A 26,889-nucleotide genomic window follows, 5' to 3' on the forward strand; every position below is an offset into this window, starting at 1 on the left:
ACTGCTTGCCCTGCCAGCCAGCTGACCCACCCCCGCGACCCCTGCCCTGCGCGCATCCGCCATCGGGATCAGTCGGCCATCAGCCATGCGGCGGCAGTGGCACCCGACTCCCAGCAGGCCTCACATCGTCACACTACGTGTCGCACAGGACTTGCCGCCGCGGTGGCGGCCCGGGACAGGATCCCGTTGAGTACCCTGTGGCGATCACCCAGCCGGTCGCGCCGACCACACCGTCACCCTCGTTCAGCAGCATGAAGCGTGGCCGTCGACGTCAAGGTTGATGGCGGGGCAGCCGGCCGTTCCGACGAGGCGAACGGCAGTCTCGAGAACTACGCGAGGACCGTTGACATCACCCAGCGTGATCACTGTCCGTAACCGGTCACGATCAGACCCACGTCGAGGTATCGACTTCCGTAGTAATCCATACGGGGATGCCACCAAACCGGCTAGTATGCGGGGTATGCGCGTCACGGCGTTGTCCGATCTCGAGCCGTCGCAGGTCAGTTCAGTTGAGAGAATTTATCTGGAGGCCTTCCCCGCAGGCGAGCGGATGCCGTTCGAGGAAATACTGCGAGACGTCAACAAGGGTGTTCGCGTAGCCTACGTCGCACTTGACGAGGGCACTGCGCTGGGCTTTGCGTCGGCCTACGTGCTCCAGTCGGTCCAGACGTTCTTTCTTGAATACCTCGCGATCGACGAGAGGCATCGCGGCGGCGGGATCGGCGGCGAGCTGTGGTATCACATCTGTACCGACGCCCAGCGCCATCGGGGCGTGGCAGCGGTTGTCCTCGAGGTCGAGGACCCCGACGAGCCGGATATCGATCCAGGAACGGCCGTCACACGCCGACGACGTATCTGCTTCTACGAGAACAGAGGCGCCCGCAGGTTGCCCATCACCGACTTCCGGGTTCCGCTCCTCCAAGGAGACGGTGAACAACCGATGCTCCTGATGTGGGCAGCGGCCGCCCGGCCGGATCTGCCGACCGGCAACGAGCTGACCGACCTCGTTCGAGCACTGTACGAAGAAGGCTACGATCTCCCTCCCGACCACCCGCTTGTCGTCGCGACATCTGGAAAGTGACCTCGGATGGAATTCTCAAACATTGTCGCGCTCGTCGCGCTGATGCTTTCCATCGGCGCGACGGCACTGTCCGTGTCGGATGCCAGACGAAATCGGACAGTCACGACCTACAACAGTACAACCGATCTGGCCCTCCAAGTAGACAGAGTCTTCATCGAGTATCCCCAGTGGCGGCCCCATTTCTATGAGGACGAGMCGATACCGACAGGTTCAACACACCAGGACCGCCACCAGGTGCTGGCGATAACCGAGTTCTGCCTCGACATCATGGAATGCATCTGGGATCGGAAACTCGAATACTCCAAGAAAGATCTCAACTCCTGGCGTGCGTGGATTCTGGACCTCTTCAACTCGTCGCCGGCCATGAGGAGTTACTTCTCCGAGAACAGCACCTGGTATCCCACTCTCACGGGTCTGCACGAGGAGGAACGGTCGGCCTGGTGGCTCGACGGCCCTCCTCCGGCGCCCGCACCGCCTCAGCCGCGAGTCAGCTGATCACTGCGCGAACCCACCTCCGCTGTCGACCGGGAACCCAGCCCGATTCACGCAGGCATCAGGCTGGCCGCGACCGTCACCCCGAGCAGGTCCCGCGCGCGAGCATCCCTCGTCGCGAGAGGGCCAGATCGAGGCCTCGCCCGCTAGCGCCAGCCGTAGCGCTGACGCAGTCGGTCCGTGACCCGCTCGAACGGCTCGCGCGACAGGGCCGTCGACTCTCGGCGCATCCCGCCCTCGTGCACCCGGATCACCCGGTCCAGGTTGACCCAGGACGGTCGGTGCTCGCCGTCCCACCCGCCCGCGCCGACGGACACAAAGTCGCCCTCGCCGTCGTGGTCCTTGCTGGTGAGCTGCACTGCCAGACAGGTGCCCGCGGATTCGACAGCCACCACGAGCACCGGCCGGTCCTTGCCTCGTCCGTCGTTCTCCTCGAACGGCACCCACGTCCAGACGACCTCACCGGGATCCGGGGCGCCGTCCGACTGCGGCGAGTAGCTCATCCGCACCGGCCCGATGCGACGCGGATCGACCTCCCTGGTGGCGTCCGGCCCGAACTCGCCCGGCGAGACCTCCGCATTCGCGCGGGACGACCGCGCCCGCTCCCGGGCCGGGTGACTGCGCGCGGCTGCCACCGAGGAGGAAGAGGTAGAAGAAGAGGAGGAACGGGCCGTCGGTGTTGATGCCGACCGCCGCCGACCTTCCCGTCCCGCCTCCCGCGAGGGCGCCTCACCCCGGCGGCGGCTGCCCGTCACCAGGTCGGACACGATCTTGATCAGATCCCCCAGCAGTCCCATGCCGCCACAGTAATCGGACCGGCCACAGCTCCTTAGGGAACGGAACGTCCCGACCTGGCAGTTCTCCCGCCGGACGCAGCCGTCAACTGGCCATCAGCGATGCGGCGGCAGTGGCGCCAAGCTCCCAGCAGGCCTCGCGGGCAGCGGCGTCCACCGCACCGACGATCGACAGGGGCTCGCGCAGGCGCTTCCACTTCAGCCCGGTCGCGATGGTCTCAACCCCGCGGACCGCTCCGGTCGTGTCACTGTTGCCATGGACGTAGAGGGCATACGGGCGACCAACCGTAGCCTCCAGCACCGGGTAGTAGATCTGGTCGAAGAAGTGCTTGAGCGCGCCGCTCATGTAGCCGATGTTGGCCGGGGTACCCAACAGGTAGCCGTCCGCGGCGAGCACGTCGACGGCGGTCGCGGCCAGCGCCGGGCGGACGACGACGTCGACACCCTCGATCGCGTCGTCCCCGGCCCCGGCGAGCACCGCCTYCAGCATCACCTGCATCGTCGGTGACGGTGTGTGGTGAACGATCAGCAGCGTCGACAGCGTGGTCATGTTATTGCCCCGTCCTCACCGCACCAGGTGGCCGGCATGGAAGATTGTCAGCCCTGTACATAGAGATCCGACGGGCCGACCAGAATGATGTCAGGTGACTCGGCGGCTGTCGCCAACCCACCTGTTGAGGTGCGACCCGCTGCCCTGACTGGCCGAGTTCGGCTCCTTCCTTACCGCCGGTTCCCGTTCCCGTAACCAGCCCGGCCGTCGGCGGCGCCATTGCAGTGAGGCGGCGGCTGACCAGGCAGTGCGGCTGGCGGTCCGAAGAACTGTCCTTGTCCGAAGCGGCAGCCATGGCGCGCCAATGTGCGTGCCTGCTCTCGGTTCTGGACGCCGGTGGCAACGACCGTGAGATCGAGGTCCCGGGCGAGGGCGAGCAGTGCCCGGCGGAGCAGGTCAGCCGGGTTGACGCTGCCCGTCAGGCCGGGGGCGTAGGAGCTGTCGAACATGAGTATCTGGATCGGCAGCTCGTCGAGCGCCAGAAAGGTGCTCTGTCTCCTGGCGATGGCGTTCAGCGCGAGGCGCAGGCCACGGGTGACGCATGTCCGCAGGCTGCGCGCGGCCTCCTCGTCGAGGCACTCCATGTCCGTAAGCTTGAGGATCAGGGCCTGGGCGGGGAGGCGGGAGGCAACCAGCGCCGCCTCGACGTCGGCCAGTAGGTCACCAGCCGGCCTCGCCGCCGAAACACCGACGTAGACAGCGACGTTCTGCCCTGTCTGCCTTCGGTAGTGGCCGATATCGTGGCAGGCGCGGCCGAGGATCAACTGCTCGAGCTGTGCTCCCAGCCCCGCTCCGGTCGCGACCATGACCGTCTGCTCCGCCGTGAACGACCCGAGCGTCGGATGGCTCCAGCACGGTGAAGCYTGAAACGCCACCGTGTGATGGTGGGTCAGATCGACGATCGGCTGATAGAGGACATCGATGACGCCGCCGGCGGGATCGCCCCGCAACACCTGGGACAGCGCGAGTTGCGCCGTCGGCGACCGGCCGTGAGCGAAGATGTCAGGATCGTAGACAACCAGACTGTTCTTTCCCCGCCGCTTGGCTGCGTACATGGCGAGATCCGCCTGCTGGACCAGGTCCTCGGCACTTGTCGAGGATCCCGGCACGGCGACTGTCAGGCCAAGGCTCGCGTGAATGGCGCACGGCTGCCCGGCGAGAAAGCACGGCGCCCGGACCACCGCGGCGACCCTCCTGCCGACCGCCTCGGCGTCCGCGGCATCGTCCGCCAGAAGAACCGCGAACTCGTCGCCACCGAGACGGGCGACCGTGTCCGAGGGCGGTACGCAACCGAGCAGCCGCCCAGCGGTTATCCTCAGCAATTCGTCCCCGGCCGGATGGCCCAGGGTGTCGTTGACACTCTTGAAGTCATCGAGATCGCAGAAGAGCAGAGCCAGCCGGCCGTGGGCTCGCCGAGCGACCTCCTCTTCCACCCGGTCGCCGAACAGCACACGGTTCGCCAGCCCGGTCAGCGGATCATGGAGCGCCTGATGGTGCAGCTGGCGACGGCTGTGCTGGACCCTGTCCAGCAGCTTCTGGTTGTCCGCCAAAGTAAGCATCTGCCGGATCAGTACCAGCAGCACGAGCGCGAAGACGCCGTATATTTCGATCGGTTCGACCCGCGCCTCGGTTGACACCTGAATTCCCGCCAGCACGCCCAGTGCGGACAGCGGAACGTACGGGAGGAATATCCYCATCCAGCGTACGCCGGGGCCGGCCCGCCAGCCAGCCCACCGGGCGCGCCACGAGGCCCTGCGGTCAGAACCGGATTCAGGACTTGGGGGGGAAGCGGCAACTACAGAGCCAGTCGATGGCCGTGGTGGCGCGATGYAGGCAAGCCCGATCATCACAGTGCCAATGGCGTTGGCGGCTTTGAGTTGCAGGGGCTCCGGTTGGCCGCTCGCGATGAAGTAGAGCGACACGTGCAGAAGTATGGTGATCGAGGCCAGCCCGCCGCCGAGCAATGCGAACGACTTGTTCTGGTGCGGGCGCCGGAACGCCGCTACGAGCAGGAGGGTGATCAGTAGCAGGAGACATCCGAGGCCGAACGCCAACAAGGCCGCGAGACTGGCTGGTGTGGGTGCTCGCGCACGCACCAGAGGCTGGAGGACGGCCACCCAGCCGAGCGGGCTCAGCGAGCCGGCGAGGAGCACCGCGTCCATGACGGTGACAGTCCGCCAATGGGTGCCGTGCTGGCCGGCTCGGCGCGCCGGGTCGTCCTCCGGGCTGAGTGGGTCGGTGGGAAAAGCCAGCAGCGCGGCAACGGATGCTGGAATGAACGCCAGATACGCCGGCTCCGTCCCCGACAGGGGTGGCACCGGGCTCTGACCCAAGAACAAAGCCCTGACGGAAGTGATCGCCAGGCCGGCTGCCACCGTGATCCATCCGGAGAGAAGGAGCACTCGCCAACGTCGCTCGCCACCCCTCGCTCGCCGCGCGGACCACAGTTCGCACCCACCCTGGAACGCTATAGCGGCCATGCCGCAGGCGCGGACCACCAGGTCAGCGGTGCGCGAGGGAAGGATGAAGGAAGCGAGCATGACTGCGGACGCGACTGCCGCCCACGCACAGACTATTCGGCGGAAAACGGCCRCACCGCAGTTCGGTGCGTCGCACTCCGCCGCGGCCGCTCGAGTGATCTCCGCGCGCGACATCGTCCTCTCCGCCTGGGATCATTTCCGCCCACCCGACCTGGATCGTCCTGCCAGCCGGAATGGATCGCCGCGACGCAGCTCCCTCGGACCCATCCAGCCGAAAGCGACGTCATATATAGCCAGAGTGATGGCACGTACATTAGTACGGGTGGACGAAGACCGCCAACGAGCCGAGGAGGCCCGCCAGGCCCTCCGTGCGTTCCTCGCCCCGATCCCAGTGCCTTTTCCGTGCCGCCACTGCGTCGACATCGAATAGGTCTACCGGAACCGATGGCGCACCGGCCCTGGGCCAGGACGGTTCTCGAAACTGCGCCTCACAACGGTTCGGACCGGCTCGGCCCGAACCGGGTCCGACAGTTCCCGATCGTGACCATCTGAGCTGGGCGGGCTCCAACAGGCGGGCCGGCAGGCACGGTGTGAGTATTCGGCCCGGGAGACGTCGGCCCGGCTCTCCCGGCGGCGTGGCGGGCAGCGACCAGCCCGCGGATCAGGGGCAGCCACACGATGAACGGGCGTCCGACCGCTGTCGGCCGGACGACGGCCGGCCAAGCCCACGGGGACAGGACAACCGATGACGAGACGGCGGTGACCGGGCGAACGGCGCACGCCGCACAGCCCACCCTGGCGCCCGTCCTGAGTGGGCGGATGCTGTTGTTCCTCGTGCTCGGTGACGTCCTCGGATCGGGGATCTACGCGCTCACCGGGCAGATCGCCGCCGACGTCGGCGGGATGATCTGGGCACCGTTCCTGATCGCCTTCGCACTGGCGTTCCTCACCGGGACGGCCTACGCCGAGCTTGTCGGCAAGTACCCCCGGGCGGCCGGAGCAGCGCTCTACGCCAACGAGGCGTTCCGTCGCCCGTTTCTCACCTTCATGGTCGGCTTCACCGTGCTGGCCGCCGGGATCACCTCCACCGCCACGGCCGCGCGGGCCATTGGGGGCAAGTACCTCGCGGAGTTCGTGGCGGCCCCGACGGTCGTCGTCGCGGTCGTGTTCATCCTGCTGACCGCGGTCCTCAACGCCCGTGGGATCGAGGAGTCGGCCCGGGTGAACCTTGTGCTCACCGTGATCGAGCTGACCGGGCTGTTGCTGATCGTCGGGATCGGCGTGCACGCGCTGGCTACCGGAGCGGGCGAACCGGGACGGGCCTTCGAGCTGCGTGCCGAGGGGCCTGCGCCGCTCGCCCTGCTCGCCGGCACAACGCTCGCGTTGTACGCGATGCTCGGCTTCGAGAACTCGGTGAACCTCGTCGAGGAGGCCCGCCGGCCGCGCCGGGACCTGCCCCGGGCGCTGTTCGGCGGCATGTTCATCGCCGGCACGGTCTACCTGTTCGTCGCATTCACCTGCGCGATGCTGGTGGATCCCGACATCCTCGCCGGCTCCGGTGCCCCGCTGCTGGAAGTGGTGAAGGCCTCCGACGTGCCGGTGCCGTCGAAGCTGTTCGCCGCGGTCGCGCTGGTCGCGGTCGCCAACACCGCCCTGATGAACATGGTGATGGCTTCCCGTCTCGTCTACGGCATGGCTGCCCAGGGCACGATCCCGACCGTCTTCGCGCGGGTGCTGCCCGGCCGACGCACCCCGCTGACAGCGATCGGCTTCGTGACGACCCTGGCGGTGGTACTGGCCAGCACCGGCCAGCTGGCCGGCCTTGCCGACACCACCGTCGTGCTCCTGCTGCTGGTCTTCTTCGTCGTCAACATCAGCGCGCTGGTACTGCGCCGCGAGCCCGTCCCGCCGGGCGCCTACCGTGCCCCCACCTGGGCCCCGGCGCTTGGCGCGCTGTCCTGCGCGGCACTGGCATCCCCGCTGGTCCACCGCGAGGGGACCGTCTACCTGCGCGCCCTCGGCCTGCTCGCACTCGCCGCCGTCCTCCTCCTGGCCCAGAAAGCTGTCAGCGGCCGGTTCCGTACGGGTGAGTTATCTGGTGCCGCCAGACCGCCCGTCACAGTCGTGGGGATCTGATGGTTCTGTGACCGCCTGAGGAGACCCGGTAACGAGTCAGCCCTCCATCAGGCTGGCGGTCGCAGTCACTCCCAGTTCCCAACAGGCCTCGCGGTCCTTGGGTCCCAGCGCCCCGACCACCGACACTGGGTCCTGCAGCCGCTTCCAGCGCTGGCCGGTCGCGACGGCCTCGACTGCCCGGATCGCGCCGGTGGTGTCGTTGCTGCCGTGCGCGTGCAGGGCGTAGGGGCGGCCGATGGTCGCGCCTCCGGGCAGGGGTCATAGGCTTGATCACATAAGTAACATCAACAAGGGTGCTCAATGGCAGGGTAGGGCGGCGGGCAGCTGCCCGGTGAGGAAAGCTCCGGGAGAGACTCCCATCATGCGGCGGAACTCGGCGGTCATATGGGACTGGTCGTAGTAGCCTGCTTCGGCTGCGAGATGGGTGAGGGACTGCTGGCTTACGCCCGCGAGCACATGTCGCATCCGCGCGATGCGGGCCACGTGTTTGGGTGGAATGCCGATGGCGTCGGTGAAGAGATTGCGCAGGTGTCGCTCGCTGACGTTCAGGCGCCGGGCTGTCGTCCGAACCTGCGATCCAGGGCTGGTCAGGGAGGTCAGGGCGATGGTCGCGCTGCGCACGAGTTCATCACGAGCGAGGTCGTGACGCGACCGAGTCCGCACCTGGTCCATCAGCGTGGCCGCAAGTAGTCCGACGACTGCGGTGGGATCTGACCCGACCTTGGACAGATCATCGGTGAGCCGATCACCCGCCACACCCCACAGGTCGCTCAGCGGGACGACACGGTCGACGATTCCGCGCAGGGGAACGCCTAGCAGCGACTGAGCCCGGCCGGGCTGCATTCGCATCTTGACGCAGAACGGCACCCGACTCACCTCGAAATATTCGGCGCGAGTACGAGGCCCCATGACCACGAGTTCAGTGCGGTCGCTGGTCGTTCGTACGACCAGCGCCGTCGCGGCGTCCGGAGCCTCGGCGCGGACGGGGTGCGCAGGTGCGCCGCCGGACGCGGCGGCACTCAGCTGCGAGATCCATGGCCGCAGCACGACAGGCAGCGGGGTGACGCGTTCGGAGTCGTCATTCACCACCGGCCCCACGATAGAAGCCTGTCCGTGGTGAGCGGCCGCGGTGCCAGCGCCGACAGGGCGTGCCGAAACCTCCTATCCGCCGCGGTATGCCCACTGGCACCGTCGCCCACATGATCCTTGTCACCGGTGCCACCGGCACCGTCGGTCGCGAAGTCGTTCGGCTTCTGGTCGCCCGTGGCGCGGCGGTCCGCGCGATGACGCGCAACCCCGCGAACGTTCCCGCCTCGCTCGGTGTGGACATCGCGCGAGCCGACTTCGACAACTCCGCGTCGCTTCGCGCGGCGGTCGCCGGCGTCGAAAGCGTGTTCCTGCTGACCGCGCCAGCATCACCCTCGCCCCACCACGACGTCGCCCTGCTCGAAGCCGCCGTCGCGGCCGGCGTAAGCAGAGTGGTGAAACTCTCAGCCATCGGGACCGGCGAGACCGACGACCACAACAGGACAGTGGGCGCCTGGCACCAGCAGGCGGAGCGGGCTGTGCACACCAGTGGCGCCGCCTGGACGGTGCTGCGGCCGTCCGCTTTCGCGTCGAACACCCTGTACTGGGCCCCGGCGATCAGATCTGGAAGCCCGGTGCGCAACCTGACGGGAAACGGCAGGCAGGGCGTCATCGACCCACGCGACGTGGCCGCGGTCGCCGTCGAATCCCTGGTCTCCTCCGCACACGCGGGTCAGACCTACACCCTGACAGGCCCGGACCTGCTGGCCGTGCCCGACCAGGCCGCCCAGCTCGAAAGGCTGCTCGGCAGGCCAGTCACCACCATCGACGTACCGCTCGACGTGGCACGCGACGAGATGATCGCCTCCGGACTGAACAGCTCCGTCGTCGACGTCATCGTCACCGGTTCCGGGTGGGCGCGGGCGGGACACAACGCGGTCCTCACCGAGGACGTGCCCCGGCTCCTCGGACGCCCCGCCACCAGCTTTGAGGCCTGGGCACTCGACCACCTCGGCACCTTCGCGCAAAGACGATCAAAATGATCCGGAAAGGTACCGGCGCAGCGGTGAGCGCGCACTTGGCCGCCTCACCCTTCACGGCTCGACGATCGGATCCCCGCCTGAGCGGGGCCGGCTGGCGGGCGGGCGACCCGACCATCGCCTGATGCGGCGGTGAAGCAGGACACCGCCCACAGGCGCTGCTCTCGTTCGCATTCGTTCATGCGCATAACGGACGTGGGCGACCGCGTGCGACGCGAAAACCCACGTCGTCCACCCGGAGATCCGGATGGCTCCGGCGCCGCACGGACGCCCGGCAGCTCCAGTGCTCGTCGAACCACCCACCGCCCCGGAGCACCCGGTAAGCGCCGTAGACCGTGGGATCATAGGTGTCCCAGCACCAGTCCCACACATTCCCCAGCATGTCGTGGAGGCCCCACGTGTTGGGTGCCTTGCCGCCGACCTCGTGAATCCGCTCGCCCGAGTTGGCGCGGTACCAGGCGATCTCGTCGAGAGCTCCGTAACGTGGGCCGACGGAATCCGCCCGGCAGGCATGTTCCCATTCGGCCTCGGTGGGCAGCCGGTATCCGTCGGCGGAGGCGTCCCAGTCGACATGCTCGCCGTCGGTCTGGATGCTGTAGGCGGGCACCAGGCCTTCGCGCAGCGACAACTCGTTACAGAATCGGACGGCGTCCCACCAGGTGACGCTCTCGACCGGTAGCCGATCACCCTGGACGTCACTCGGCGGCTCACCGATGACCTGCGCATAGAGCGCCTGGGTGACAGGAAACGCGGCAAGGCGGTATGGCGCGAGCTCGACCGACCAGGTCCGCTGCGTCCGCCGATCCGACAACGTCACCATCCCCGCCGGGATGTGGATCATCTCTGGCGCCTTACCTACGTCCACAGCGTAAAGATCTTACCAACGATTCGGGAGGGCCCCGCCTCGCCGCGGGGACGCGGGGACGCGGGCGCCGGTCAGCCGCGCACCACCCCGTGGTGATGGTGGACGACGCCGCTGCGGAAGCGGTGCGTGGACAGGAGTTCGAGCCGGGCGCGGACGTCGTCCGGAAGCGCGCGCCGTCCACCGCCGACCACGATCGGGACGAGGAACAGGTGGTACTCGTCGACCAGGCCAGCGGCCATGGCCGCCCCGGCGAGCTCGACACCGCCGATGGTGATGTCGCGGGCCGCGCGGCAGCGGCACTATCGCCGCAGCAGACGCCGTCTGGAGGTCGTCCAGGTCACGAGCTCAGGCCGGGCATGGGACGTCCGTCCAGCTCAGGATCTGGCAGTAGGTTGCCCGAGGGCACCGACCTGGGTGTCGGCGGGCGGCGCCTGGCCGGGGAAGGGGCGGCTGGCGAAGCCCAGCTCCTCGGCCATGATCGCGTTGTCGACCACCTCGCGGAACCGGGCCGTGGTGGACCGGCGCGTCCCGGTCGGTGGATCGGGCGCGTGCACGATCAGGGTGATGGCCAGAAACCTCATGCGCTGTCCCCCACTTCCCGAGCCATCGCCATCGCCATCGCCTCCAGACGACGGTGAGCCAGATTCAAAATTCCATCAAGCCGATAGACAAGTGCAGGTTTTTACCGACCCCTGTCCTCGGGTTGCCTCGGCGACCCGGTCTCGAAGGGCCAGCGTCCACACGATGACGGCAGATCACATCGCGGGGCATCTGCGACCCGATGGGCACCCGCCCGGCGGCGTTCGCGACAGTGCCGACGTGCAGGTGGAACAACACCGCCTGCCGCGGACCTACGCCGCGTTCGCCGCGCTGCCGGACGCGTCCGTCGAGCAGAGCGCGGCGGTGGCACAGCTTCTCGCGCTCCACGGCCATGCGGTCGACAACGCCGACGCGGAGCTGCTGGCACAGGTTTTCGTCGACCCACCAGCCCTCGACCCGGCGGCTTCCCCGTCCCACCACACCGTGAACACCGAGGTGAAGCGGATCCCCGGCGGCCTGGCCGCATGGAGCCGGCTGGTGACGATCGCCGGCGACGGCAGCGTCGCGAGCGCCGACGTCATCGACCTCCTCACCGAGACGCCCGACGGCTGGCGGGTCGGGTGACTACCAGGACACCGTGGTCCGCACACCGCGGGGCTGGAGGATCGCCGAGCGCTCCGTCTCCCGCGGTAACCGGCCCGACGACGATCCCGACGGCCCGTCGACGCGGACGTTCTCCGCGGCGACCTGGGTTCCGTCCGAGGACTGACCGCTCCGCCATCGATCGCGCTGCAGGACGTCCCGCGGGCGTGCCGTGGACCGGCGGCGCTCCCTGTCCTTATGATCGACCTCGCGCAACAACCGGACTCCCGAGTCCGTTTCGACGGCGAGCGCGGGGTGGACGAATGACGGACAGCGACACATCACAGGCGCCGCCGACCGCAGGAGCGGGCGCAAGCGCGGGATCGGGCGCGGACCAGGCGGTGCGGGACGCGACACCCGCACGACGACAGGCCCGCGGGACACGAGGTCTGCCGCCGCAGGCCACCACCGCGCGGCGGGCATCGACGAGCAACGGGGCCCTGACCGTCCTCATCATGGCGGCTCTGGCCTTCTCGCTGGCCCAGACGGCTGTCGTGCCGGGCCTGACCCATCTGACCGAGGCGCTCCACGCGAGCCGGGAGGACGTCTCCTGGGTGGTGAGCGGCTATCTGGTCTCGGCTGCCATCCTCACGCCGGTGATCGGCAGGCTCGGCGACATGTTCGGCAAGCGGCGGATGCTGGTGGTCTCGCTGGCGGGCTTCGCGCTGGGCTGCGTGCTGGCGGCACTGGCACCGAACGTCTGGGTTCTCGTCATCGCCCGGGTGGTGCAGGGAGCCGGCGGCGGCATCTTCCCCCTGTGCTTCGGGCTCATCCGGGACAACATCCCGCCGGAGCGCCGGGCCGGGGCCGTCGGCCTGATAGCAGCCATCGCGGGTATCGGCGCCGGCGCCGGCCTGATCCTGGGCGGTGTGCTGATCGACTACGCGTCCTGGCAGTGGATCTTCTGGATCGGGGCGATCATGTCGGGCGGCGCGGCGCTCGGGGCGCTGCGTCTCACGGACTCCGGCACGCCCACCCCGGGCCGGGTCGACGTGCCCGGCGCGGTACTGCTCGCCATCGGTCTCACCGCCCCGCTGATCGCGCTGACCAGGACCACCACCTGGGGCTGGGGAAGCCCGCGCACTCTCGGCCTGATGGGCGCCGGGCTGGTCGTCCTGGTGCTGTTCGGCGTCTATGAGCGGCGTGTCGCCGAGCCCCTCGTCGACATGCGTGCGCTCGCCATCCCCGCGGTCGCGGCGACGAACTTCGCCACGCTGCTGGTGGGCTTCGGGCTCTTCGGCGCGTTCGTCCTGGTGCCGCAGATCGCCCAGACTCCCGAGTCCGCGGGCTACGGTTTTGGCCTCGACGCCACCGGCTCCGGGCTCCTGCTGCTACCGGCCTGCCTCGCGATGCTGGTCACCGGCAGTCTCGCGGGGAGGGTGAACGCACTGATCGGCTCGCGGGCCGCGCTCGCGGGCGGTCTCGCCGTCTCCGCCGCCGGACTGGTCCTGCTCTCCGCCCAACACGGCAGCGAGGGCATGGTTCTCGGTCTCTGCCTGGTCGTCTTCACCGGTATCGGCACCGGCATGGCGGCTGTTCCCAACATCATCATGGGGGCCGTGCCCACGGAGATGACCGGCCAGGCCACCGGCGTGAACGCGCTGGTCCGCTCAGTGGGCTCCGCGCTCGGCTCGCAGGTGGCAGCCACCCTGCTGACCCGTAGCGCCACCGCCGAGCATCCCCTGCCCACCGACGGCGCCTTCGCCGACGCGTTCCTGCTCGGCGCCGGCGGTCTGGTGTGCGCCGCGCTGGTGGCTCTCCTCATCCCGCGGCGAGGCGGGCCCGCACCCGGGCATGAGGACGGTCGGGAGGCTTTGGCCGGGCAGGGTTCCTAGGAGCGCGACCAGGCACGCGGCACGCCGAGGATCGGCCATCGGTCACAGTGTCAGGCGGGCCGGCCCGCAGCCGGCCCGCAGCCGGGCACTCCGGAGACCGCGTCACGGATGGCCGGGTGCCCGTCGAGGGGCTCGGGCCCGCCGGTGCCCGTCAGACCAGCACCAGGTCGGCCTGATCGAACTGGTAGTAGCTGACGTCCAGCCGGTAGATGTTGGGTGCCGTGCTCGGACCGGACGCGACGACGATTGCCGCCGCAGGCACGGCGGCTGGCCGGCTGGCCGGCAGGCCCCTGCTGTGGCCGATCCGGTTGATCCACCGTAGGCGAGCGCAACCACTTGTGTCACCAAATCGACTACTCCCGGTCAGGGGCCTGCGGCCGGTCAGCCGGCCTGTATGCCGCGCGTCCTTTTCCTGTGGCGGCACCGGACTGGCAGGTTGTCGCCGCGCAGCGACCGCGGTCAACGACGCCGGTTGTCCAAGGGGAGCGAAAGAGCACCGTAGGGTGTGATCCCCATATGGACGGATTTCAGTGGCCGACCGCGCGGCCGCGGGATGAGAGATGTAATGCGGCGACTGGCGTTGACGACGGTCACGGTGGCGGCGGTCGGCTGCCTCGTCGCCTGTGGAAGCAGCGGAGGCGGTGGGGATGGAGGCGGGGGTAACAGCGGCAGCGTCCAGGCAGTCGACGGACCGGTCGACAGGGGTTCCCTGAACGAGGTCTGCGACGGGAAGGTCGCCCTGAACTCCGCGGCGCCCTTCGCCGGGCCGGCGCCGCATCCGGTCACGGTGTTCAGCCAGCAGCAGGGGAACGACCCCTCCGGGCCGAGATTCCCCATCCGACTGGTGAGTGAGCTGAACCAGGAGGAACACAGCGCGTTCCAGTCACCGATGGAGCGGACCCAGCTGGTCGCGTGCGCCGAGCGGGTCGCCGACACACCGACGGAGGTGGTCTGCCGGTTCGACCTCGGCGCCCAGGACCGGGTGCCGTTCTTCCGCACGGCCTACCGAATCACGGTGCGCGAAGCGCGGACGGGAAAGGTCGTCGCCACCGTCCCGGTGGACCCGGCCGCCGAAGGATGTCCGACCTCGGTGCGGGTCACGTGGGCCGGCGCGAAGGTGTTCAGCGCACCGGCCGACCGCCAGCTCGTGTCCGCGCTGCAGGCGTTCACGTCGTGGGCAGGCACCGGGACGCCCCCGGCGGCCGCCGGGCCGGCCGACATCCCGGCGCCGGCCGGCGCTCCTGCCGTCGAGGGCTCCGTGCACATGACGACCGCGGCCGGGGTGGACCCGGCCAGCCCGGTCCTGCGCGACCACCTCGCGTTCTGGGCCGCGTTCTCCGCACTTCAGGAAGGCGATCGCGCGGACTTCACCGCTTTGCGGGACCGGGTCGGCGGGACTTTACTCGACAGTCTGACCTCCATTATCGGGCACATCCGCGACACGCCGGGCAGATCTGTCCGCGGCCCGGTGCACCTGATGGTGACAGGGGTCTCGCAGGAGAACGGGACCGTGGCGGTGGACAGCTGCGTGGACGAGACCGAGCGGGAGACGATGCAGCAGTCCGCACCCACCGGGGAGGCGGGCTTCCGATACCGGATACGGGTGAGCCTGACCCCGACCGCCGGCAGATACGTGGCCACCGACTGGGCGGATCCGCCGCCGGCTGGCTGTCCCCCACCAGCCGGCCGCATCGGCTGATCCGCCCGGTCGTCGGCTCTCCCAGGCTGCGCCTCGGGTCACCGCCGGGGGCGGAAGTAGTTCCTGATCATGTAGGAGGTCACCTTCGCACCGATCTTCGCCCCCTCGATGTCGGCCGTCCGGGTGTGAATGCCACCCCAGACCCGTGCCTCGACCACTTCGGCGATGGCGTGTGAGAAGCCCCGGAAATGCCGGGTGGTACCCGAATCCGCGCTGTAGCCGCTGAAGGGGATGTCGTCCCGGCCGAAGAAGTACGCCAGGGCGGACATGCTCCCCGCCGTGAAGCAGGCGTGCCCGGAGGTGAAGTCGGGGTGTGGGGGCGTGACGAGCAGCGGCATCCAGTTCGGGTCCGCCACAGTGGCCGGGTTGCCGTCGGTGTCCGCCAGCTGGATGGCGGTGACCGGCCGCCAGAACGTCCACGCCGCCTTCTCGTTGAAACAGGCGGTGACGGCGTCGGCCTCGGTGAGATCGACCATCGCGAACATCCGCGCCGTCTGCAGGGTGTTCAGACGCTGACCCGTGGCGAGCTGACGTTTGATCTCCCACTCGCCCAGGTGCCGGTCGTGCCACCAGATCGCGGCCTGGGTCTGGTCGGCCGTCCGGGTCGTGCTGTTCACCGCGCCGATCGTCCTGACCTCGTTGAAGTCCCGGGCGTACTGCGCGGAGGTCAGCGCGGGCGGGCCGGCCGAGCGGAACATCGACGCGGACGGGATGAGGAACGGTTTGAGGTTCGCCACCCATGCCGTGTCGGAGGCGAAGGTCGGCGGGGTGGGCCGCCACTGGCCGGGCTGGGTGCCCACCGGCCAGGTCGGGCTGCCGAATGCCCCGTCGTTCTGCCGGGCACGGATCATCGCGGCAGCGGTCTCGCCGCCTACCGCGATACCGCTCCTTTTCGCGGTGTCGTCCGGGATTCTCGCCAACCAGTCGTCGTACTGGGACTTCAGGCGGGCCTGCTGGGCCGGGAAAAGGGAGCTGAGGACCTGGAATGCCGCCGTCCCGACCGCCGCGTCGGTGGACTCACGCCCGCTGGTGCGCGGCGCGAACAGGTAGGGCTGGTAGGGCCGGCCGGAGATGGCGTTCACCGCGTCGTAAATCGCTCCGTGCACCATAGCGAAGCTGCGCGCCTGGACCTGCGGCTGCTGCCCGGCCACATCCCAGATTGCGGTCTGCGCGTTACGGTCCCAGACGATGACGGCGTTTTCCGGGGTGTTCGCAACCGATGCGGGTGGGGGCGGCGCCTGCGCGGACACCGCCCCGGCCRCCATCGGCAGCCCGGCGGCAAGTATGCCGACAACAGCTGTACACCTTAATTTTCGGCGGGTGCGAACCCAGCGCGCCACGACTGACTCCTTTGCTGACAGGCAGACAAACCGGCGGAGAGGTTGACAGTGGCTCAGCAGATATCCCGGCCATCATGGCATCATGAGGTCAAAAGCGTCCCGAATTCACCGACCCTCGATTTGTAATGCCTGGTCAGAGCATCACCGGGGCGAGGGAAACAGCCGCCGGGTGCTCTGCGGCCGCGTGGGTCGGGTTTCACGTCCCGGCCCGGCCCGCGCCGCCCGCGGGCAGAAGTCCGGCCGCACCGCTGAGCCAGTCGGGCAGACTGGCGACCATGTCCGTCTCGTGGTCCTCCGCGCRCACGCCCACGCCGCGCGGCCCGTCACCCGACTGGTCCGAGCGCCGCGCGGACGCCCGCCGCAACCACGAACAGATCATCGCCGCCGCGATCGAGGTCTTCTCCGAGAAGGGCCTGGCTGCCACGGTTCCCGAGGTGGCGGCCCGAGCGGGGGTCGGCAAGGCCACCGTCTACCGCAGCTACCCGACCAAGGCCGCCCTGGTCGAGGCCGTCGCCGAACACCAGCTCAGCTGGGTCGACGCCCGTCTCACGACCGCCGCCGAGCACGCCGATCCGGTCGCCGGGCTGCACGGCTTCATCCGGGACGTCTTCGCGTTGCTGGCCGGCAACCAGCTGCTGCTGGCGCAGGTGCTGCCCCAGCAGGACACGCCCACGGTCCGGCCGCGGACCCTCCAGCTTCTGTCGGGCATCGTCGACGCGGCCCGCGCCCAGGGTGCCCTGCGCTCCGACGTCACCGCGATGGACGTCCGGATCCTCATCGGCGGATGCTCGCGGGTCCTGGCGGAGCTCGGCGTCCGCGACCCGGAGCAGTGGCATCGCTACGCCGACCTGGTGATGTCCGCGCTCCGCCCGTAGCTGGTGGCACCCGGGCAGGCTCGCCGTGGGCAGGCGGCTGCAGACGCGCGCCGCCACGATTTCTGGAGTGGTCCGGCCCGGTTCCCGCGTCCAGCCGCCGCCGCTGGCGTGACGCAACCCTGCTGCCCTCGTGGCGCCATGCGCAGGAGGCGGATTCCTGCCCCCGGCCGGCGTCAACGGAGCCCGTCACAGTGACGGGTCGCGGCCCCCTGCCTGCCTCGGCCACGGGACTGGAGCAGGCACCGCTCGACCCGGTCGAGGTCGATGCGGAATCAGCTCGCCGATATGCCGATCTCGGCGTCGACCGTCTCCTCGTGTACCCCCTGCCGCTCGAGTCGGAGAGTGGCGTCGCCGCCTTCCTGGAGCGGCATGCCTCGCTTATCCGCTGATCTCCATCGGCTCGCGCACACCTGCCCCGGGGCACCAGCGGCGCTGCCAGAACGTCTGCGGGGTCGGTAGGTTGATGGACTCCGGTCGCCCCCGCGCCTGCGGAACCGGTAGGGCCGGGCACCGGGATCCATCGATCTTCCTCCGCGCTGGCGCCTGCCACTGCGGAGGCTCTCGGCCGCGACGCCCTGCCCCAACCGGCCGAAGGCGGCGACGAGTACACCGCACCACACGGCGGCAGAAAATCGGAACCGCGACCAAGCTCCGGCCACACCAAGAATTGTCGGCGACCGACCCTGATCGCTTTACCGCACCTTGCCAGCACTATCACGCAGCGCTACTCTTCAATTGCCACGAGCGACGAATCGTCCGCCCATTCATGAAGGCGCGCCACGGTCGATTTTCGGCAATCTATTGCAGATTTACCTTCGATAAGGAGAAGTTCAGTGGCTACTCTGTCTGTGCGCAYGGCCGAGATTCAGGGATGCATTGACGCATGCATCGAGGGCCGCTCGGCATGTCGTAGCACCATGGACTACTGTATGCGCCAGGGCGGCGCGACGATGGACGCTGCCCTGATGCGGATGCTCATGGACTGCAGCGACATATGCGGCACATGCGCCGACATGATCATGCGGGAGTCGGGCAGCATGAAGGACATGTGCCGCATGTGCGCGGACATGTGCACCCGATGCGCCGACATGTGCGCGAAGATGCCTGACGACCCCCAGATGGCGGCCTGCGCGGAGGCCTGCCGCAGGGCCGCGGCCGCGTGCCAGAAGCTGGCGGCAGCCAACTAGACGGCGCTCCCAAAGACACGTTCGAGGCGGTGGCATCCACGGGTGCCACCGCCTTCGCGCTGTGCGGACCCAAGCACACGGATTCGCCGACGCCGTGGGCTCGCCCTTCCGAATCCGATACCGGTCGGCACCCGGGCGGCCTCGGCACTGTACTCCACTATGTCGACGGCAATGGTCGGGCAGCGGCCGCGGGCGCCGGCCGCCGAGAGGGCACTTTGTGTAACGAGAGCCGGCTCCATGCAGTGGGGCGAGGTGATCCGGTCCGCCGGAAACCGGGCCTGCGCGAAGGTGGAGCGACTGGCTAGCCGCGCTGGAATCGGGCCGCGGCCCTGCCCGGCGGCTCCGTCCCGTCGCCAGCCGGCGTCACGGCGCGGGCCTGACCACCCGTGGCCGACCGCTCGATCGGGGCGGCCCCGCACGGCGCCCGCCTCGGCTGCGCCGCCCGGTCGGGCACAGTGCGGAGCGAGGATGCACAGGAGGCCGCGGAGAGGCTTGTGCCACCGGGGCCCTGTGACAATTCCGATTTCGTAATCCTGCCGTTACGGTAGCCATGCTGGTTGGGTGACCGTGCCCGCCGTCATCCCTCTCAGCCTGCTCGCTGCCTTCCTGATCGCCGCGTCCGCCGCTCTGCAGCAACGCGCGGCCGGACGGACCAGCTTCGCGACCCGCACGGACAACGCGCACGCCGTACCGGGCCCCCGACTGCTGGCTGAGCTCGCCCGGGAGCCGGTGTGGGTGCTGGGCTGGGTGGCGAACATCAGCGGGTTCTGCGTGCAGGCCGCCGCGCTGCACCTGGGGTCGGTGGCCGAGGTTCAGCCGCTGATGGTCTGCCAGCTGCTGTTCGCGCTCCCGCTGGGCCTGGTCGGTACCGGCCGGCGGATGTCGGCCGGTGCCTGGTGGGGGGCGGCCGGCGTCTGTGCGGGGCTGGCCGCCCTGCTGCCCGCGCGCGGGAGGCTGYCGGCGGCGACAGGCGTGGACGAGCCGCGGCTGGTCGCCTCGATCGGGGCGGTAGCGGTCCTGGCCGGGGTGCTGATCGCGCTCTCGCGTGGCCGCCCGCCCGCCGTCCGGGCTGCGCTGTTCGGCCTCGCGGCGGGGCTTTTCTGCGCGCTCAGCGCGGTCCTGATGAAGGAGGCGACGGAACAGCTTCTCACCGAAGGGCTCCTCGGTGCCATGTCGCACTGGGACGGTTACGCCGTCGCCGCGGCGGCAGTGTGCAGTCTGCTGCTCGGGCAGGCCGCCTATGCGTGCGGTCCGCTGGCACCTGCGGTCACCGCGATGAACATCACCAACCCGGTGGTCTCCTACGTGCTGGCGGTGCTGCTGTACGGGGTGCCGGCACCCGACACCGCCGGCCAGCTGCTCGGCGTCACGTTCGGCGCGGCTCTGATCACGGCGGGGGTGGTGCTGCTCGCCCGTGCCCCCGCGCTCCCCCGGCCGACCGGCCAGCTGCCCTGACGTCGGCAGCGAGACCGGACCGAAGCGGTCAGGGTCAGTGGCGGCCGGGGTTGCCGAACAGACCGCCGAAGCCGCCCGCGCCGCCGCCCCCGAACCCACCGCCGCCATGCCCGCCGTGGCCGCCGCCATGCCCGCCGAGCTGGTTGCCCGCGAACCCGCCCTGACCGAGGCCGAACTGGCCGGCCAGGCCGGAGCCAGCCAGCGCGTCGTAGGGCGGGAGCAGTTCACACGGCTGGACGATCACGAAGCCCTCGCCGCTGAACTGCAGCTGCCAGCTCTCGCCGGTGTTCCCCCGCGGCTTCCAGGCCGCGCTGGAGGTGACCGCGGCCTGCATGGAGACCTGCAGGCTGGAGGACCAGCCGACCACCGCGTCGGCGTCCGCGAAGTAGTAGTTCTGGGTGGTCACCCGCATCACCAGCGGAGCGCCGGTGGTGCACACGACGACCTGGCCGTTCCCGCGCAGCTCGACCTGGTAGCCGCCGACGCCGGCGATCCCRACCTGGCTGTCGACCCGGACGAGGTCCCAGTTCAGCCCGGCGTCGAAGGCGAGGACGTTCTTGCCGTCGACGGTCAGGCCGTCGCCGGCCAGGTCGAGAATGTGGATGTCCTGCGCCTGGTTGGCGAGGTAGACCGCCCCGGAGCCGGCGACCTTCATCAGGTTCAGGCCCTCGCCGCCGCTGAAGAAGCTGCGGAACCGCGAGCCCCAGCCCTCCCACTGGGCGTCGAAGGTCGCCGCGCCCTGGTAGGCGACCATGGCCCCGCGGCGGGCGTAGAACTTGTTCATCCCCTGCGCGCCGAGGGTCGCCTTGAGCATCTTGCCGTTCTGCAGGGTGAACCGTTCGTTGCTGGTGACCTCCGGGTTGTCGAGCAGGCTGCTCCGCAGCCCCCCACCCGGGCCGCCCGGTCCTCCCGGACCCGGGGGCATTCCCGGCCCGCCAGGCATTCCAGGTCCCCCGGGGTAGCCCTGGCCRCCGGGCGAGCCGCCCGGGTAACCCTGGCCGCCAGGCGGGCCGCCGGGGTAGCCGGGACCGCCGGGGTTGCCGCCGTACATCCCGCCGTGCGTCATGATCCGATCCTCTCACCCGCGCCGGCGGTCATCCGCGCACCGAGAACGACGGGCGCTCGTCCTCGCTCGGCTGTACCACGACGAAACCCTGGCCGGAGAAGCCGAGCTGGAACGCCTCGCCCGAGCCTCGGCCGATCAGCCCGCCCAGGCGGGCGGTGCGGCGCGGCTCCACCCGCAGGCCGTCGGTGTAGGCGACGAGCGCGTCGGTGTCGACGAAGGTCGCGGCCTCCCGGGTGTCGAGCATGATCGGGTTGCCCTTGGCGGTGAGCGCGACCCAGCCGTGCCCGCGGACGACGACGTTGAACATCCCCATCCCGGAGAGCATGTTGACGCCCTTGACCCGCTCGATGCCCCACTGCAGGCTCGCGTCGAAGGCCAGGACGTTCTTGCCGTTGATCGAGAGGCCCTCGCCGGCGAGCTGGGCGACGATGACCTCCTTGCCGTAGTCGGCCAGGTAGAGCAGGCCCTGCCCGGTGGCCGTCATGAGCGGGACACCTTCGCCGGTCGCCCAGGACGACGCGATCCGGCCGAGCTGCGGCGGCTGCGGGTTGAAGTCGATGAGCCCCTCGTAGGCGATCATCGAGCCGACCCGGGCGAAGAGGTCCTGGCCGGGCTGCATGACAACCTTGGCGATCTTGGATCCGTGCCTGCTCATCCGATCCATGATCGGCGTGGGACCGTAGTGGTCCATCAGGCTGCCGTGCACGACCTGCTCCCCTCTCGCCCGGTGCCGCGCTCTACCCCGAGACGCCACGCGCCCCGCCAACCGCCGGGGCGGGACATGTCAGACCTCATAGGGCTGCACCACGACGAAATGACCGGCGAATCCCATGAACTGGAGCGCGAACGACTCACCGCTCGCCCCCGCATAGATCTGGCGCGAGACCCGGACCTGCGTGGAAACGCTCACCCGCATACCGGACGTCCACGCCACCAGCGCGTTCATGTCCGCGAACGTCGGCCCGGCGACGTTGAGCGTCATCGGTGTCCCCTTGGTCATCACCACCACCGACCCGGGCCCGGACACCTCGAAGTGGAAGAAACCTCCGCCGGGGATTCCGGGGCTTTCGATCCGGCGCACCTCGGAGCGCACGGTGGCGTCCATCGCGAGCAGGTTCTTCGCGTTGATGCACAGCGACTTGTCGCCGAGATCGACGATGTGCAGATCGGACGCGTCCCGGGCGAGGAAGACCTCCCCGTTGCCCTTGCAGGTCATGAGCTTCAGGCCCTGACCGGTGAGTTTCTCCTCGATCAGGCCGCGGATTCCGCCACTCTTGTAGTCGAAGTCCACGTTGCCCTGGTAGGCGACCATCGCTCCACGCAGCGCGAGCGCCTCCGCCCCGAGCGTGACCTTCACCAGCTTGCTGTTCTGCTGGGTCCAGCGGCCCGCCGTCGCCACCTCCCGGTACGGGTTGAGGCTGTTCATCGCACCCGGCTGGATCGGCTGGGCCTGCGACGGGAGAACCTGCGTCGGGAGCATCTGCGTCGGCCCGCCGAAGCCCGCTGGCGGGTGCTGCTGCCCGCCCGGCCCGGCCCCGAAGCCGCCGGGCGGGGGCCCTCCGTGGCCCCCGTGGGCCCCGGGACCGCCCTGGCCGCCGAAACCTCCTGGCGCGGGCGGAGCTGGCGGGGCCTGGGAGTAGCCGGCGGGCCCACCGGCCTGGCCGTACGCCGGCTGCGGCTGACCGTACGCCGGCTGCGGCTGGCCGTATCCGGGCTGTGGCTGGCCGTAGGCCGGTTGTGGCTGCCCGTGGCCGGGTCCCTGCGCCGGCGACGGGGGTGGCGGTGCGGGCGGCGCCGGCGGCGGGTTGAACGCCGGTGCGGGAGCGGGCGGGAACTGCTGGGTGGGTGCGGCCGGAGCGCCGAAGGCCGGTGGGCCGGACGGGGCCGCGCCGGGCGGCGGCCCGAAGCCGGGTGGCCCGRCCGGGGCGGGTGCGGGAGCCGGCTCCGGCTCGTCCGCGACCTCACCGCCGTAGCTGCGGATGAGCTCCGCCAGCCCGCCCTTGAAACCCTGGCCGACCGCCGCGACCCGCCAGACGCCCTTGCGGTAGACGTCGCCGATCATGACCGCGCGCTCGTCGGAGAAGTCGGCGCCGGTGAAGGCGTAGCGGAGCACCTCGGTACCGCCGGCCACGATCCGGAAGTACCCGGAGGCGATCTGCGCCGCGCTGCCCGCACCGTCGAGCGCGGCGCAGAACGACAGCTTGTGCACCGAGTCGGGCACCTTGTCGAGAGTCAACCGGAACGACTGGGTGTCACCGGCCTGCGTGCCGAGCAGCTGGATGGACGACTCGGGTGACTGCGGCTGGTTGAAGAAGACGAAGTACCGGTCGTCGGAGAGCCGGCCCGCACCATCCAGGCCGAAGCAGGAGACGTCCCAGTCGCCCGGCGCCGTGATCTGGATCCCGATGTACAGATCGGTGCCAGCGGTGATCGCCGACAGGGGGGACTTCTGCCCTCGACTGAACTGCGTTGCCACCGCTCTCCCCTCCGTCGGTGCGTCGCCGCGGGAGCGGACCCACGCCGGAGTCCCACCGAACCCCACGGACCGGATGTCCGGAAAACTAGCAGCCCGGCCCGCATCTGACAGGACGTGGATCCTACCGAGCACCTGTCGGACCTCGGACATCACGATCCGCGCCGCCCCGTCTCCCCTCGCCGTCGGCGCGGCGGTGGCGTTGACTGGATGCCATGCGCTACGTGGAAGCCGTCTCCACTACCAAGAAGATCTCCAAGATCGGGCTGGGGACCTGGCAGTTCGGCTCGCGGGAATGGGGCTATGGGACGTCCTACGCGGGCACGGACGCCGCGCTGATCGTCCGCCGTGCCCTCGAGCTCGGTGTCACCCTGTTCGACACTGCGGAGATGTACGCGTTCGGCCGCAGTGAGCGCATTCTCGGCGCGGCGCTCGCCGACGCACCGGTGCCCACCGAGGCCGCGTTCATCGCCACCAAGATCTTCCCGGTGCTGCCGGTGGCACCGGTCGTCGAGCAGCGCGCCGTCGCCAGCGCGAACCGGCTCGGCGTGCACACCATCGACCTGTACCAGGTCCACCAGCCCAATCCGCTCGTCCGGGACGGCACCACGATGCGCGGGATGGCCTCGCTGCGCCGGGTCGGCCTCATCGACGAGGTCGGGGTGAGCAACTACTCGCTGGACCGCTGGCGCTCCGCCGAGGAGGCGCTCGGCGAGCGGGTGCTGTCCAACCAGGTCCAGTACAGCCTGATCCGTCGCCAGGCCGACCGCGACCTCATCCCGTTCGCGCGGCGGGAGGGCCGCCTGATCATCGCCTACAGCCCGCTGGCCCAGGGACTGCTCTCCGGGCACTACGACGTCACGACCCGGCCGCGTGGCGCGGTGCGGGCGGCGAACCCGTTGTTCCTCACCGAGAACCTGGCCCGGCTCACGCCGCTGCTCGACGTGCTGCGCGAGGTCGGGTCCGCGCACGACGCGACGCCCGCCCAGATCGCCCTCGCCTGGGCGGTGCACCACCCACAGGTCGTCGCGATCCCGGGTGCGTCGAGCGTGGCGCAGGTGGAGAGCAACGCCGCGGCAGCCGACATCACTCTCTCCGCCGCCGAGTACGACGCGCTGACCACCGCGGCGGACAGCTTCGCCCCGCTGACCGGCCCGTCCTCCTGGGCCGCACTGGCGGCGGAACGCGTGGGCAGGTCCTGACCTGACCGGGCGCTGAGCCGCCGCGCCGTCAGATGCCGCCGCGTAGTCAGGTGCCGGGGCGGGCACCGTGCTCGGCGGCACACCGGCCCGTGGTGGTGGCGGCCCCGACGAGGGTTGTGCAGGTGCCCCACGCGCTCATGCCGCAGACGGCGAGGCGGTCGAAGGTGACACGCACGCCGTCCGCCCGGCCGAGCGGGCCGAGCTCCACCCTGGGCTCGGCCCGCTCGGGCCAGGCCAGCGTGATGTGCGGGTGGAACAGGTCGTCGACCTCGTCGGTGATCTCGTCGTAGCCGTAGGCGAGCAACTGCCGCCGCCGTGCGGCCCAGCGGGGACCACCGTCGGCGAGCACCGCGGACAGCGGTGTTCCCGCCGGGTCGACCTCGCGTAGCCGGCCGCGCCGGATCGGCTCGAAGGCCGAGACGACCAGCCGCTGCAGGTCGAACCAGGCGGCCGATCGCTCGAAGTACAGTTCCGGCGCCCCGTGCGGGTTGTGCGCGTACCGGGCGCCGACCGCGTCCAGCGGCGGGACACCGCTGGCCACGTCGGCCAGCGCGGCCAGCACGGCGGGGAGGTCGGCGTCCGTGGCCACGAACATGAACAGCGACACGTGGGGAGCGCACACCGCGGCGTCGCCCGCCGGGAAGTCGCTACCCAGCGCGAAATGGGACGGGTTCCCGATCTGACGCATGCGTCCGGCGAGGGAACGGCTCTGCCCTGCGGTCGCCGCGGACAGCTCGGGTGAGGGCAGCAGGACGACGTCGAGGACATGGTCTGCGGGGCTCACGGCACGGTCCGCTGCGGAACGCGGCATGGGCGGGTACTCCTGTCACGAGGGGTGCGAGCGGCTGTCATGAGCGATGCGGGCTGCATCCGTTGCAGTCAGTCGACGAGGGCTCCGGTCGCCAGGACGATCGCCAGGCCGGCCAGCAACGCCGGGGTACCCACCCGGAGGCCGACCCTGGTGTATTCCCAGGCGCTTACCTGCACTCCCAGCCGCGCTGCGGTGTCGCGCCACAGCAGCCCGGCAAGCGCTCCGTGCAGGACGAAGATCGGGCCGAAGTTGACCCCGAACAGCAACGGCCAGACATGGTCCGAACCGGATTCGAGGCCGGGCAGGCTGATGAGCAGCGCCGGCAGATTGTTGATGGTGTCGGCCGCCGCCATGGCGAGCAGCGTGGTGCGCAGCTGTGCGAGCCAGCCGCCGTCGTCGAAGGCCCGGTCGATTCCCAGGTGCGGTGCCGCCGCGGCGGCGAGCAGGCCGAGGCCGACGGCGAGACCGGCCGCTCCCCAGGGAAAGTCTCCCCAGCGCAGGTCCCGTGTCATCAGCAGCAGCACGGCGTCGGCGACGAGGGCGACCATCCAGGCCTTGATGCCCAGCGCGTCGCCGACGGTGAATCCGAGGATCACGAAGACCACGATCGGCAGGCCGAGGCGCAACGCTCGCCGGTCCACCGGCTCGTGTACCGGTACGGGCCGGTCGGTGCTGCCCGGCAGCCGCCGGTAGAAGCACCAGCCGACGACGACCGCCGCGAGTGACGCCGGGCCGAGGCGGAGGAGAAAGTCCTCGAATCCGATATCGAGGGCGTCCGCCGCGATCAGATTCGTGAGGTTCGAGATGGGAAGCGCACTCGACGCCAGGCAGGCGAGCAGGACCGGTTGAAATGCCAGCAATCGGGCATCCAGGCCGTGTCGACGGGCAAACCGGATGTACAGCGGCGTGAGAAGAACGACGGAGGCGTCGAGGTTCAGAAAGGTGGTGACGGAGGCGGCCAACGCCCACAGCCCGAGCCTCGGGTCACGCCCGCGGTCGATGAGAGCCGCCGCGGCGCTGAAGAATCCGACCCGGTCGAGCATCACCGCGAGGGGAACGGCCAGCAGCAGGAAGGCCAGGGGTGCGACGAGTGGTTCGAGTACCTCCGAGCCAGCACTGAACGAAATACCGCCGGTAAGCAGAAGAACGACGGCCGCCGCGACGGGTACCAACCAGCTCGGCAACCGGGGTACGAAAACACCGATGACGGCGATCGCCAGCAGGGAGACCTGCACTACCGCCACACCATAACCCTAGCCAGCAATCCGCGGCAGCGGCTGGTATCGCCGCGACGAGGTGC

At 69.8% G+C, this 26,889-nt stretch carries 24 protein-coding genes and 1 pseudogene; 12 read left to right on the forward strand and 13 right to left on the reverse strand.

Annotated features, from left to right (window positions below):
• Positions 1 to 460 precede the first annotated feature (460 nt).
• Together CC117_RS00090 and CC117_RS00095 are read left to right on the forward strand one after the other, a co-directional pair.
• On the forward strand, positions 461 to 1,081 hold the full coding sequence (locus tag CC117_RS00090; protein WP_084131118.1) for a GNAT family N-acetyltransferase: 621 nt from the start codon (positions 461 to 463) through the stop codon (positions 1,079 to 1,081).
• A 6-nt stretch (positions 1,082 to 1,087) separates the two neighbouring features.
• Positions 1,088 to 1,576 (forward strand): hypothetical protein, encoded by a 489-nt coding sequence (locus CC117_RS00095; protein ID WP_071081675.1) that lies wholly within the window; start codon positions 1,088 to 1,090, stop codon positions 1,574 to 1,576.
• 143 nt (positions 1,577 to 1,719) lie between these two features.
• Here CC117_RS00095 and CC117_RS00100 read toward each other — a convergent pair whose 3' ends face one another.
• The 3 genes from CC117_RS00100 to CC117_RS00110 all read right to left on the reverse strand — a co-directional run bounded on the left by CC117_RS00100 (position 1,720) and on the right by CC117_RS00110 (position 5,319).
• The gene (locus tag CC117_RS00100; RefSeq protein WP_407673453.1) at positions 1,720 to 2,208 is read right to left on the reverse strand and encodes a type II toxin-antitoxin system PemK/MazF family toxin; all 489 of its coding nucleotides are present in this window, start codon (positions 2,206 to 2,208) and stop codon (positions 1,720 to 1,722) included.
• 244 nt (positions 2,209 to 2,452) lie between these two features.
• Positions 2,453 to 2,917 (reverse strand): flavodoxin family protein, encoded by a 465-nt coding sequence (locus tag CC117_RS00105; protein ID WP_071081677.1) that lies wholly within the window; start codon positions 2,915 to 2,917, stop codon positions 2,453 to 2,455.
• 170 nt (positions 2,918 to 3,087) lie between these two features.
• A complete protein-coding gene (locus tag CC117_RS00110) occupies positions 3,088 to 5,319 on the reverse strand; it encodes a diguanylate cyclase domain-containing protein (protein ID WP_071081678.1) in 2,232 nt (743 codons plus the stop codon).
• A gap of 837 nt (positions 5,320 to 6,156) precedes the next feature.
• Between CC117_RS00110 and CC117_RS00115 the strand changes: the two genes are divergently transcribed.
• Complete coding sequence (locus CC117_RS00115; RefSeq protein WP_071082006.1) at positions 6,157 to 7,533, forward strand: APC family permease; 1,377 nt, start codon at positions 6,157 to 6,159, stop codon at positions 7,531 to 7,533.
• Between the two features lie 297 nt (positions 7,534 to 7,830).
• Here CC117_RS00115 and CC117_RS00120 read toward each other — a convergent pair whose 3' ends face one another.
• A complete protein-coding gene (locus tag CC117_RS00120) occupies positions 7,831 to 8,622 on the reverse strand; it encodes an AraC family transcriptional regulator (RefSeq protein ID WP_198541676.1) in 792 nt (263 codons plus the stop codon).
• A 110-nt stretch (positions 8,623 to 8,732) separates the two neighbouring features.
• On the opposite strand from CC117_RS00120, the gene CC117_RS00125 reads away from it, so the two are divergent.
• Entirely contained in the window at positions 8,733 to 9,602 is an 870-nt protein-coding gene (locus CC117_RS00125) for an NAD(P)H-binding protein (RefSeq protein WP_071082008.1), read from the forward strand.
• Between the two features lie 175 nt (positions 9,603 to 9,777).
• On the opposite strand, the gene CC117_RS00130 is transcribed toward CC117_RS00125, so the two are convergent.
• The 3 genes and pseudogenes from CC117_RS00130 to CC117_RS35810 all read right to left on the reverse strand — a co-directional run.
• Positions 9,778 to 10,440 (reverse strand): formylglycine-generating enzyme family protein, encoded by a 663-nt coding sequence (locus CC117_RS00130; protein WP_071081679.1) that lies wholly within the window; start codon positions 10,438 to 10,440, stop codon positions 9,778 to 9,780.
• A 95-nt stretch (positions 10,441 to 10,535) separates the two neighbouring features.
• A complete protein-coding gene (locus CC117_RS33900; RefSeq protein ID WP_198541691.1) occupies positions 10,536 to 10,739 on the reverse strand; it encodes a dihydrofolate reductase family protein in 204 nt (67 codons plus the stop codon).
• A gap of 147 nt (positions 10,740 to 10,886) precedes the next feature.
• A pseudogene (locus tag CC117_RS35810) lies at positions 10,887 to 11,045 on the reverse strand (LLM class flavin-dependent oxidoreductase); the annotation flags it as partial.
• Between the two features lie 163 nt (positions 11,046 to 11,208).
• Here CC117_RS35810 and CC117_RS00140 point away from each other — a divergent pair.
• The 4 genes from CC117_RS00140 to CC117_RS00150 all read left to right on the forward strand — a co-directional run bounded on the left by CC117_RS00140 (position 11,209) and on the right by CC117_RS00150 (position 15,180).
• Positions 11,209 to 11,628, forward strand: a complete 420-nt coding sequence (locus CC117_RS00140) for a hypothetical protein (RefSeq protein ID WP_241829701.1) — start codon at positions 11,209 to 11,211, stop codon at positions 11,626 to 11,628.
• 13 nt (positions 11,629 to 11,641) lie between these two features.
• Positions 11,642 to 11,773: a hypothetical protein gene (locus tag CC117_RS39715; RefSeq protein ID WP_256385334.1), complete on the forward strand. Its 132-nt coding sequence runs from the start codon at positions 11,642 to 11,644 to the stop codon at positions 11,771 to 11,773.
• Between the two features lie 136 nt (positions 11,774 to 11,909).
• Positions 11,910 to 13,481, forward strand: coding sequence for an MFS transporter (locus CC117_RS00145; protein WP_071081681.1), 1,572 nt, complete (start codon positions 11,910 to 11,912; stop codon positions 13,479 to 13,481).
• A 565-nt stretch (positions 13,482 to 14,046) separates the two neighbouring features.
• Complete coding sequence (locus CC117_RS00150; RefSeq protein ID WP_071081682.1) at positions 14,047 to 15,180, forward strand: hypothetical protein; 1,134 nt, start codon at positions 14,047 to 14,049, stop codon at positions 15,178 to 15,180.
• Positions 15,181 to 15,218: 38 nt separating this feature from the next.
• On the opposite strand, the gene CC117_RS00155 is transcribed toward CC117_RS00150, so the two are convergent.
• Positions 15,219 to 16,520: a vanadium-dependent haloperoxidase gene (locus tag CC117_RS00155; protein WP_116287656.1), complete on the reverse strand. Its 1,302-nt coding sequence runs from the start codon at positions 16,518 to 16,520 to the stop codon at positions 15,219 to 15,221.
• Between the two features lie 275 nt (positions 16,521 to 16,795).
• Between CC117_RS00155 and CC117_RS00160 the strand changes: the two genes are divergently transcribed.
• The 3 genes from CC117_RS00160 to CC117_RS00175 all read left to right on the forward strand — a co-directional run bounded on the left by CC117_RS00160 (position 16,796) and on the right by CC117_RS00175 (position 20,037).
• A complete protein-coding gene (locus CC117_RS00160) occupies positions 16,796 to 17,395 on the forward strand; it encodes a TetR/AcrR family transcriptional regulator (protein ID WP_071081684.1) in 600 nt (199 codons plus the stop codon).
• 1,067 nt (positions 17,396 to 18,462) lie between these two features.
• A complete protein-coding gene (locus tag CC117_RS40190; protein WP_407673454.1) occupies positions 18,463 to 18,582 on the forward strand; it encodes a hypothetical protein in 120 nt (39 codons plus the stop codon).
• A gap of 561 nt (positions 18,583 to 19,143) precedes the next feature.
• Positions 19,144 to 20,037, forward strand: coding sequence for a DMT family transporter (locus CC117_RS00175; RefSeq protein ID WP_084131130.1), 894 nt, complete (start codon positions 19,144 to 19,146; stop codon positions 20,035 to 20,037).
• Between the two features lie 34 nt (positions 20,038 to 20,071).
• On the opposite strand, the gene CC117_RS00180 is transcribed toward CC117_RS00175, so the two are convergent.
• The 3 genes from CC117_RS00180 to CC117_RS00190 form a co-directional block, all read right to left on the reverse strand.
• Complete coding sequence (locus tag CC117_RS00180; RefSeq protein WP_071081687.1) at positions 20,072 to 21,103, reverse strand: AIM24 family protein; 1,032 nt, start codon at positions 21,101 to 21,103, stop codon at positions 20,072 to 20,074.
• Positions 21,104 to 21,131: 28 nt separating this feature from the next.
• Positions 21,132 to 21,809: an AIM24 family protein gene (locus CC117_RS00185; RefSeq protein ID WP_018638083.1), complete on the reverse strand. Its 678-nt coding sequence runs from the start codon at positions 21,807 to 21,809 to the stop codon at positions 21,132 to 21,134.
• Between the two features lie 78 nt (positions 21,810 to 21,887).
• A complete protein-coding gene (locus tag CC117_RS00190) occupies positions 21,888 to 23,579 on the reverse strand; it encodes a TerD family protein (RefSeq protein WP_071081688.1) in 1,692 nt (563 codons plus the stop codon).
• Positions 23,580 to 23,791: 212 nt separating this feature from the next.
• Between CC117_RS00190 and CC117_RS00195 the strand changes: the two genes are divergently transcribed.
• The gene (locus CC117_RS00195; protein ID WP_071081689.1) at positions 23,792 to 24,778 is read left to right on the forward strand and encodes an aldo/keto reductase; all 987 of its coding nucleotides are present in this window, start codon (positions 23,792 to 23,794) and stop codon (positions 24,776 to 24,778) included.
• 46 nt (positions 24,779 to 24,824) lie between these two features.
• Here the strand turns inward: CC117_RS00195 and CC117_RS00200 are convergent, their stop codons facing one another.
• The gene (locus tag CC117_RS00200; protein ID WP_131802981.1) at positions 24,825 to 25,562 is read right to left on the reverse strand and encodes a hypothetical protein; all 738 of its coding nucleotides are present in this window, start codon (positions 25,560 to 25,562) and stop codon (positions 24,825 to 24,827) included.
• Positions 25,563 to 25,657: 95 nt separating this feature from the next.
• Positions 25,658 to 26,833 carry an ArsB/NhaD family transporter gene (locus CC117_RS00205; protein WP_241829702.1) on the reverse strand — a complete coding sequence of 392 codons (1,176 nt, stop codon included), beginning with the start codon at positions 26,831 to 26,833 and terminating at the stop codon, positions 25,658 to 25,660.
• Between the last annotated feature and the right edge of the window lie 56 nt (positions 26,834 to 26,889).

Origin of the sequence: Parafrankia colletiae, from assembly GCF_001854655.1 — a bacterium.
Taxonomy (GTDB): Bacteria; Actinomycetota; Actinomycetes; order Frankiales; family Frankiaceae; genus Parafrankia; species Parafrankia colletiae.

What these genes read in the sequence shown, in the direction of transcription:
- CC117_RS00090 (WP_084131118.1), top strand. Translation starts at nt 461, where the DNA reads ATGCGCGTCACGGCGTTGTCCGATCTCGAGCCGTCGCAGGTCAGTTCA.
- CC117_RS00125 (WP_071082008.1), top strand. Translation starts at nt 8,733, where the DNA reads ATGATCCTTGTCACCGGTGCCACCGGCACCGTCGGTCGCGAAGTCGTT.
- CC117_RS00130 (WP_071081679.1), bottom strand. Translation starts at nt 10,440, where the DNA reads ATGATCCACATCCCGGCGGGGATGGTGACGTTGTCGGATCGGCGGACG.
- CC117_RS00140 (WP_241829701.1), top strand. Translation starts at nt 11,209, where the DNA reads ATGACGGCAGATCACATCGCGGGGCATCTGCGACCCGATGGGCACCCG.
- CC117_RS00145 (WP_071081681.1), top strand. Translation starts at nt 11,910, where the DNA reads ATGACGGACAGCGACACATCACAGGCGCCGCCGACCGCAGGAGCGGGC.
- CC117_RS00150 (WP_071081682.1), top strand. Translation starts at nt 14,047, where the DNA reads ATGCGGCGACTGGCGTTGACGACGGTCACGGTGGCGGCGGTCGGCTGC.
- CC117_RS40190 (WP_407673454.1), top strand. Translation starts at nt 18,463, where the DNA reads ATGTGCACCCGATGCGCCGACATGTGCGCGAAGATGCCTGACGACCCC.
- CC117_RS00195 (WP_071081689.1), top strand. Translation starts at nt 23,792, where the DNA reads ATGCGCTACGTGGAAGCCGTCTCCACTACCAAGAAGATCTCCAAGATC.